Below are 7,736 nucleotides of genomic sequence, written 5' to 3'. Positions count from 1 at the left end.
TCCTTGAGCATCTCGATCTTCTCGATGCTCAGGTCGGCCGACGCGATGAGTCCGATCGCCCCGCCGATCGTCAGCACCCACGCGACGATCCGCGTCCACGACGCCTCGGCCTGGGCGCGGAGCGCGGCCACATCGAATCCAGCGGATTCGTCGGCGGCGTGTGATTCAGGCTCTGGCTGGTCAACCTCGGGCGAGTCGGCGACGTCGGTCATGCGGGCCAGTGTATCCGCGTGCCGTCATTCAGCCGCAGGGCCGGACGTCCCAGCGCGACGTTCAGCGAGCGAGCAGACCTTTCGCCACGTGCGTGACCTGGATCTCGTTGCTGCCCGCGTAGATCATCAGCGACTTGGCGTCGCGGGCGAGCTGCTCGACCCGGTACTCGGCCATGTAGCCGTTGCCGCCGAACAACTGCACCGCCTCCATCGCGACGTCGGTGGCCGCGCGCGAGGAGTACAGCTTCATCGCCGACGCCTCGGCAAGCGAGAGCGGTTTACCGGCCTTGGTCCGTTCGATGGCGTTGAACAGCATGTTCTGCACATTGATCCGCGCCACCTCCATCTCGGCCAACTTGAGCTGGATGAGCTGGAACTGCCCGATCTCCTTGCCCCACAGGGTGCGGGTATTGGCGTAGTCCACCGACAGCCGCAGCGCCTCCTGGATGACACCGAGCGCCATCGCCGCGATGCCGATCCGTTCGGCCGTGAAACCGGCTTTCGCGCCCTTGCCGCCGCGGGCGTCGTCGCCCAGGTCCTCGGTCTCGCCGAGCAGATGATCGCGCGTCAGCCGGACGTCGTCGAAGAACAGTTCACCGGTCGGCGAGCTCATCAGGCCCATCTTCTTGAACGGCGATCCCTGGGTGAATCCGGGCATCCCCTTCTCCACGACGAACGTCAGCACCTTGCGTTCGCGCGGCGGTGTGCCCGAACCGTCGTCGAGCTTGGCGAACACGACCGCGATGTCGGCGTACGGGCCATTGGTGATGAACGTCTTCTGGCCGTTGAGGATGTAGTCGTCGCCATCGCGGCGGACCGTCGTCTTCATGCCGCCGAGCGCATCGGACCCCGAGTCGGGTTCGGTGATGGCCCACGACCCGATCTTGCCCAGCGACACCAGGCCCGGCAGCCAGCGCTTCTTCTGCGCGAGGGTGCCGCGGCTGCGGATGGTGCTCGACGTCAGCCCCATCGACACGCCCAGCGAGGTGACCAGGCCGAGGCTGACCGACGACAGCTCACAGTTGAGCATGATGAACGCGGACTGGCTCATCCCGCCCGATGCGGCCGACGCACCGCCGCGCGAACGGGACCCGGCGCCGGTGTCACCGGCCGCACGTGCCTCCTCGGCGGCCAGTTCCTTGGCGAGCGCGTCCTCGGCCATCTGGTCGACGCCGAAGGTGGACAGCAGCTTGCGCAGGATGTCGTACGGCGCGAGGCGGCCGGACTCGAGCTCGTCGGAGTGGGGCCGGATCTCCTTGTCGATGAACGCGCGCAACGCATCCCGGACCATCAGATCCTCAGGCGACCATTCGTACACGGACCACTCCCTCCACACTGAAACGAGAACACGTTTCATTGTGCCGGGACTGTCGTCGGCGCAGGTAACCAGGGGCCGCCACGAGACGCGCCAGGTACCCGGGCGCGGTCCGATCAGGCCGTGGGTGGAGTGCGGGTGCCTCTCCGCCTGATCGCGTATGCCCCGCCGCCGAGCACTCCCGCGCCCGCTATCGCTCCGGCCGCGATCGCCCAGGGCACCCAGCCGGGGTCACTCGAGTCGCGCCCGGTGTCGGGCGATCCGGCCTGCGCCGGGTCGCCGGAGGTGGCCTCAGATTCGTCCGTCGACGTCGCGGCCTTGGATTCGGACTTCGTTTTCGCTTTGGCTTCTGCCTTCGCTTTGGCTTCTGCCTTCGCCTTTGCGTCTTCCTTCGCTCTTGCCGAATCGTCGCCGAAGGCGACAGGTGTCGTGGTGTCCTGGGACCGGTCGGAGCTGCCGTGCGCGGCAATGGTGTAGATCGAACACGGGTTGCGCAGGCAGTTTCCCTTGCCGTAGTCGGGTTTGAGAGTCAGGGTCGTCGACCAGGAACCGCCGTGCATCATGTACGGCGTGACGAATGCGACGGCGCCCCAGCCGGAGGCATCGGTCGTTGAGAAGAGGCTGTCCTGGACCAGGCCGACGTAGATTCCGGGGCCCTCACCGGAGAACCCCGTGCCGGAGATCGTGACCTTCGCTCCGCTCGGCTCCAGTCCGCTGATCTGCGAGATCGAGACCGTCGGTGTGCCGTCCTTCTCACCGGATTCGGCGCCACGTTCAGCGCGATTGCGGGCGGTGTCGCTGCGGGTAGTGGCGTCGCGGCCGGTGCGGGCAGGTGCGCTCACCCCCACATCGGTGAAGCTCACCGGCGTCCTGGTGTCCTGCGAACGATCCGTACTGCCATGTGCGGCGAGGGTATACACCGAGCACTGCTTATTCCGGCAGTCGGCCGAGGCGAACGACGCCGACACCTTCAGCCGCGTCGACCACGTCCCGCCGGACATCTGCGACGACCGCACGAACACGGTGCCCGGACCGTACACGCTCGCGTCGGTCGTCGAGAACTGGTCGTCCTGTGCGATACCGACGTAGATACCGGCGCCACCACCGGAAAATCCGCTGCCCGACACGGTGATCTCATCACCGTTGGGGTTGAGCCCGGAGGTCTTGGACAGCGTCACCACCGGACCGCCCGCCCGATTGACCGGCGCGGGCCGGGGGGCCGGGTTCGGGGCCGGATCGTTCTCGGTGTGTGTGTTCGGGGTTTGCGTGTTCTGGGTTTGACCGGTCCGGTTCGGGGTGGTCCGGTCGTCCTGTGCGGGCGATCCGGTGGACGGAGTTGCCGGGTTCGTGCGCTGTCCGGGATCGTCGGCGACGGGCCGAGGCGCGGACGGGTTGCCACCGACCCGGATGGCGGTCCAGTTGTCCTGGCTGCGATTGGCGACGCCGCGCGGCAGAGCCACGAACGTCGCGATGTAGCAGGTCCCGGCGGTGCAGTCGGTGCCGCCGACGTTCCTGGTGACGCGGAGCGTGGTGGAAAAGCTTCCCGAACCATCGGTGGTCAGCGTCCGCGCACCTGCGGACACCAGCGGAAATCCGGTGACCGGCCGGGCGACGGTCTGCGCGACGGTCAGCCGTTGATCGGCGGTGAATCCGGAGCCGGTGACCGTGATCGTCTCGCCGGCCGCGGGGTCGGCCGAACTCAGCTCGACGGACGTCCCCTGGTCGGGGTTGGGGTCGATGGTGACGTCGCCGATAGTGATGCCGGCGCTCAGGTCGCCGAGGCTGCCGGTGCTCACCGGACTGCCCGCAGGGGCCGGCGCGGCGTAGGCGTCGCCTACCGCCATCGAACCGGACGCCGCGCACAGCAGGCCGCTGAAGGCGATCGCCACGAAGGTCCGTCGGGATCGTCCTCGAACAGCCCGCCCCGACGCCGTCGTGGACTCCTCAACCGCCATGGACACCGGAGTAACGATAGCCTCACCCGGGCGTCCACCCTAGCCGCGACGGCCGAATGTCACAGGCCTCACGTCCGGGGAAACGACCGGTGGCCGGGATCACGACGATCCCGGCCACCGGTGCGAGCCTGTTCAGGTGCGCGGTCAGTCCGCGGCGCCGACCCGCTCCGCGGCCGCTGCGGTCACCGAAGTGCGCGGCTTCTCCAGCTTCCAGATGATCAGCGCGAACACCGTCGCCAACACCGTCCACAGGATCACCTGGTTGGCGATGACGTAGACGCGGAAGTCGCCGATCACCCCGCCGGGGAAGCCGGGGAACACGATGTCGCCGGCGTCGTTCTTGAGCGCCTCGGGAACCTCGTGGAACTCGGGCAGCAATGCGGCCGCGATCGTGACGACCGTCAGGTACGGGATCACCGCCGCGATAGCCGACACCAGGCCACCGAGCCGGGGCCGCAACCACAGGGCGAGCGTGACGGCCGCGATGGCCGCGATCACCGAGACCAGCGTGATCGTCAGGTAGGCGCCGCTGCGGTCGCCGATGGTGTTGTCGTCGCCGACGGCGGGCGGGTTGGCCGGGTAGACGAAGAACGGCACCCCGAACGCCACGACGAGTCCGATCGCACCGAGCGCCGCTGCGACGGCTCGCGGATCTGTTGCCGGGTAGCGGCGGCCGACATACGACCACAGCACGGTGAACGCGACGGCGAAGAACGCACCCATGCACAGGGCGAACACGAGCGTGCCGGTGGCCGCACCGATGTTTTCCTGGACCGAGCGGGTGAACACCTCGTGTTCGTGGCCGTGCTCACCGGAGAGTGCCTCTTCGGCCGCACCGCGTCCGTCCTCGTAGTCGATGGCCTTGGCCACCTGCGGCTCGATGAAGATGCGGGCGAAAATGTACGCGACGATTCCGGCGACCAGACCCGAGAGCAGTCCGGCGCCGATGAACTTCTTTTCCATATCCTGTTGTCTCCTCAGGTCCGCTGGTCAGTGGCAGGGGAAGCCGAGGAAGTGGCGGGAGTCGTGGATGAATTCGTGGATGTGGGTGTCCGATCCGAACACCGACACCGCGCCCTGGTCGTAACCGAGGAAGTAGTAGGCCAGCGCGGCGATCAGCACGGTGAGGGTGAGCCACAGCGCGGTGCTGACGGCGGAGACGTCGGGGACGGCCAGTGCCCGGGCTTTGCCGGGGGCCGTCGCGGTCGTTGAGGTCATGTCAGATGTCCTTTCCGGGATCGTGCGTCCCAGTGAGCACGTATTCCACTGCCAGTCACGGTGCTCTGACTTCGTGCGCCGCCCGATCGTCTGGATACTTTCGGCGACGTCACGGTTCACAGTGGCGCGACCGTCCCGGACTCTCACCGGGTTTCCCGTGTGCTGACTTTTGCTGACTCTATACCTCCACCGTGGTCGACGGTGTGTCGTATGCATGCGACATGATGTGCGTGTGGCCGCCGCCCTCGTCCTGGACCGTTTCACCGCCCCCACCCGGCGGTGGTTCTCCGGAGCCTTCGGCAAGCCCACCGCCGCGCAGTCGGGCGCCTGGGCGGCGATCGCCGACGGCCACAACACCCTGGTGATCGCACCGACCGGTTCGGGCAAAACACTCTCGGCGTTCCTGTGGGCGCTCGACAGGCTCGCGACCACCGGCGCCGATCGCGGACCGGGCACGCGTGTCCTCTATGTGTCGCCACTCAAGGCGCTCGGCGTCGACGTCGAGCGCAATCTGCGTGCCCCGCTGACGGGCATCACCCGCGCCGCGCAAGAACTCGGTGTCCCGGAACCCGACATCACGGTCGGAGTCCGGTCCGGGGACACCGAGCAGGCCACCCGTCGCGCGCTGATCAAAACCCCGCCCGACATCCTGATCACCACCCCCGAATCGCTGTACCTGATGCTCACCTCGGCCGCCCGCGAGACCCTGCGGCACGTCGATACGGTGATCGTCGACGAGGTGCACGCGGTGGCAGCCACCAAACGCGGCACGCACCTGGCGCTGTCCCTCGAACGGCTCGATGAGCTGCTCGACCAGCCCGCGCAGCGGATCGGGCTGTCGGCGACGGTCCGCCCGCCGGAGGCGGTCGCCGCGTTCCTGGCCGGGACCGCCGAATGCCACATCGTCAAGCCGCCCGCCGCCAAGACCTTCGACCTGCGGGTCGACGTACCCGTACCCGATATGACCAGCATCCCGCCGCCCGAGGACGCCGACGAACTCGACGATCCGTTCTCCCCGGCCGCCGGATCGCTGTGGCCGCACATCGAGACCTCCATCGTCGACGCCGTCGAACGCAACCGGTCGACCATCGTGTTCGCCAATTCGCGGCGCCTGGCCGAGCGGCTGACCGCCCGGCTCAACGAGATTCACGAACGGCGGCAGTCGGAGGGCGGTGCGCTCGCGCCCCGCACACCGAATCGGGGAGTGCCCGGCGGTTCGCCCGCCCACGTCATGGGTTCGGGTAGCAGCGCGGGCTCGTTGCCGGTGCTCGCACGTGCCCACCACGGGTCGGTGAGCAAGGATCAGCGCGCCCAGATCGAGGACGATCTGAAAGCCGGCCGGTTGCGGTGCGTCGTGGCCACCAGTTCCCTCGAACTCGGTATCGACATGGGCGCGGTGGATCTGGTGATCCAGGTGGAGGCGCCGCCGTCGGTGGCGAGCGGCCTGCAACGCGTCGGCCGGGCCGGACATCAGGTGGGCGAGATCAGCCAGGGCGTACTCTACCCCAAGCACCGCACCGACCTGCTGCACTGCACCGTCACCGTCGCCCGGATGCTGGGCGGCGAGATCGAGTCGCTGCGCATCCCGCAGAATCCGCTCGACGTGCTCGCCCAGCACACCATCGCCGCCGCGTCGGTGGGAGAGCTCGACGTCGAGCACTGGTTCGACCTTGTGCGCCGCGCGGCACCGTATCGGGATCTACATCGGTCGGTGTTCGACGCCGTCCTCGATCTGATCTCCGGACGGTATCCGTCCGACGAGTTCGCCGAGCTGCGGCCCCGGGTCACCTGGGACCGGATGGCGGGCACGCTGACCGGGCGGCGCGGGGCGCAACGGCTGGCGGTCACCTCCGGTGGCACCATCCCCGACCGGGGTCTGTTCGGGGTGTACCTGATCGGCGAAAAGGTCGCCCGGGTAGGCGAACTCGACGAGGAGATGGTGTACGAGTCCCGCGTCGGCGATGTGTTCGCGCTCGGGGCATCGAGTTGGCGGATCGAGGACATCACCCACGATCGGGTACTGGTGTCCCCGGCGTTCGGGCAGCCCGGTCGGCTGCCGTTCTGGCTCGGCGACTCGGTGGGCCGGCCGGCCGAATTGGGTGCTGCCATCGGAAGATTCACCGGTGCCATCGCCGACGACACCAAACTGGCCGAGAACGCGACACGCCTGGGACTCACCGACTATGCCCGCGACAACCTCGCTTCTCTCATCAGCGAGCAACGCGAGGCCACCGGACATCTGCCCACCGACAAAACCCTTGTGGTGGAACGCTTTCGCGACGAACTGGGCGACTGGCGGGTGATCCTGCACTCCCCCTACGGTTTACGGGTGCACGCCGCGTGGGCGAGCGCCATCTCCGCGAGATTGCAGGCCACCGTCGGCTTGGAGGGCGCCACCACCGCGTCCGACGACGGCATCATCGTCCGGCTCCCCGACACCGACGACGAGCCGCCCGGCGGTGCGGTGTTCGTGATCTCCCCCGACGACATCGAGCAGCTCGTCACCGACGCCCTGGCCGATTCGTCGATGTTCGCCTCCCGGTTCCGCGAATGTGCCGCGCGCGCACTGCTGTTGCCGCGCCGCGATCCCGGGCGCCGGGCACCGCTGTGGCAGCAACGCCAGCGCAGCGCCCAACTGCTTTCCGTCGCTTCGCAATTCCCCGACTTCCCGATCGTCCTGGAAGCAGTCCGCGAATGCCTGCAGGATGTGTACGACCTGCCCGCACTGATCGATCTGCTCACCCGCATCAGCACCCGCAAGGTGCGGGTGGTCGAGGTCGAAACACCCGCGCCGTCGCCGTTCGCCGCGTCGATGCTGTTCGGGTACGTCGGCGCGTTCATGTACAACGACGACGCCCCCCTCGCCGAAAGACGTGCCGCCGCACTGTCGTTGGACACCAGCCTGCTCGCCCAGCTCCTCGGCCGCGTCGACCTGCGCGAGTTGCTCGACCCCGCGGTCATCGAATCGGTGGTCGCCCGGCTGCAGCGCACCGCCCCCGAACGCGCCGCCCGCGACGCCGACGACGTGGTGGACCT

The 7,736-nt window shown here is 68.2% G+C and carries 5 protein-coding genes, 1 pseudogene and 1 riboswitch; of the genes and pseudogenes, 1 reads left to right on the top strand and 5 read right to left on the bottom strand.

What is annotated here, in order from left to right; all coding sequences use genetic code 11:
• The 5 genes and pseudogenes from KDB67_RS06240 to KDB67_RS06220 form a co-directional block, all read right to left on the bottom strand.
• Positions 1 to 212, bottom strand: a pseudogene (locus tag KDB67_RS06240) (vitamin K epoxide reductase); the annotation flags it as partial.
• 61 nt (positions 213 to 273) lie between these two features.
• A complete protein-coding gene (locus KDB67_RS06235) occupies positions 274 to 1,530 on the bottom strand; it encodes an acyl-CoA dehydrogenase family protein (protein WP_291013746.1) in 1,257 nt (418 codons plus the stop codon).
• 113 nt (positions 1,531 to 1,643) lie between these two features.
• A complete protein-coding gene (locus tag KDB67_RS06230; protein WP_291013749.1) occupies positions 1,644 to 3,482 on the bottom strand; it encodes a neocarzinostatin apoprotein domain-containing protein in 1,839 nt (612 codons plus the stop codon).
• A gap of 144 nt (positions 3,483 to 3,626) precedes the next feature.
• The gene (locus tag KDB67_RS06225; protein ID WP_291013743.1) at positions 3,627 to 4,445 is read right to left on the bottom strand and encodes a CbtA family protein; all 819 of its coding nucleotides are present in this window, start codon (positions 4,443 to 4,445) and stop codon (positions 3,627 to 3,629) included.
• 27 nt (positions 4,446 to 4,472) lie between these two features.
• On the bottom strand, positions 4,473 to 4,700 hold the full coding sequence (locus tag KDB67_RS06220; protein WP_291013740.1) for a CbtB-domain containing protein: 228 nt from the start codon (positions 4,698 to 4,700) through the stop codon (positions 4,473 to 4,475).
• A 58-nt stretch (positions 4,701 to 4,758) separates the two neighbouring features.
• A riboswitch (cobalamin riboswitch) is annotated at positions 4,759 to 4,859 on the bottom strand.
• A gap of 73 nt (positions 4,860 to 4,932) precedes the next feature.
• Between KDB67_RS06220 and KDB67_RS06215 the strand changes: the two genes are divergently transcribed.
• Positions 4,933 to 7,736: DEAD/DEAH box helicase (locus tag KDB67_RS06215; protein ID WP_291013737.1), on the top strand; the 2,804-nt coding region annotated here is incomplete at its 3' end.

The sequence above is a fragment of the Gordonia sp. (in: high G+C Gram-positive bacteria) genome (assembly GCF_020438995.1).
In the GTDB taxonomy this organism is placed as follows: domain Bacteria; phylum Actinomycetota; class Actinomycetes; order Mycobacteriales; family Mycobacteriaceae; genus Gordonia.
Note: the sequence above shows the minus strand (reverse complement) of the source record. Positions and strands in the feature narration are given on the sequence as shown.

Coding starts and splice junctions, on each gene's coding strand:
- KDB67_RS06220 (WP_291013740.1), bottom strand. CDS start 4,700: ATGACCTCAACGACCGCGACGGCCCCCGGCAAAGCCCGGGCACTGGCC.
- KDB67_RS06225 (WP_291013743.1), bottom strand. CDS start 4,445: ATGGAAAAGAAGTTCATCGGCGCCGGACTGCTCTCGGGTCTGGTCGCC.
- KDB67_RS06230 (WP_291013749.1), bottom strand. CDS start 3,482: ATGGCGGTTGAGGAGTCCACGACGGCGTCGGGGCGGGCTGTTCGAGGA.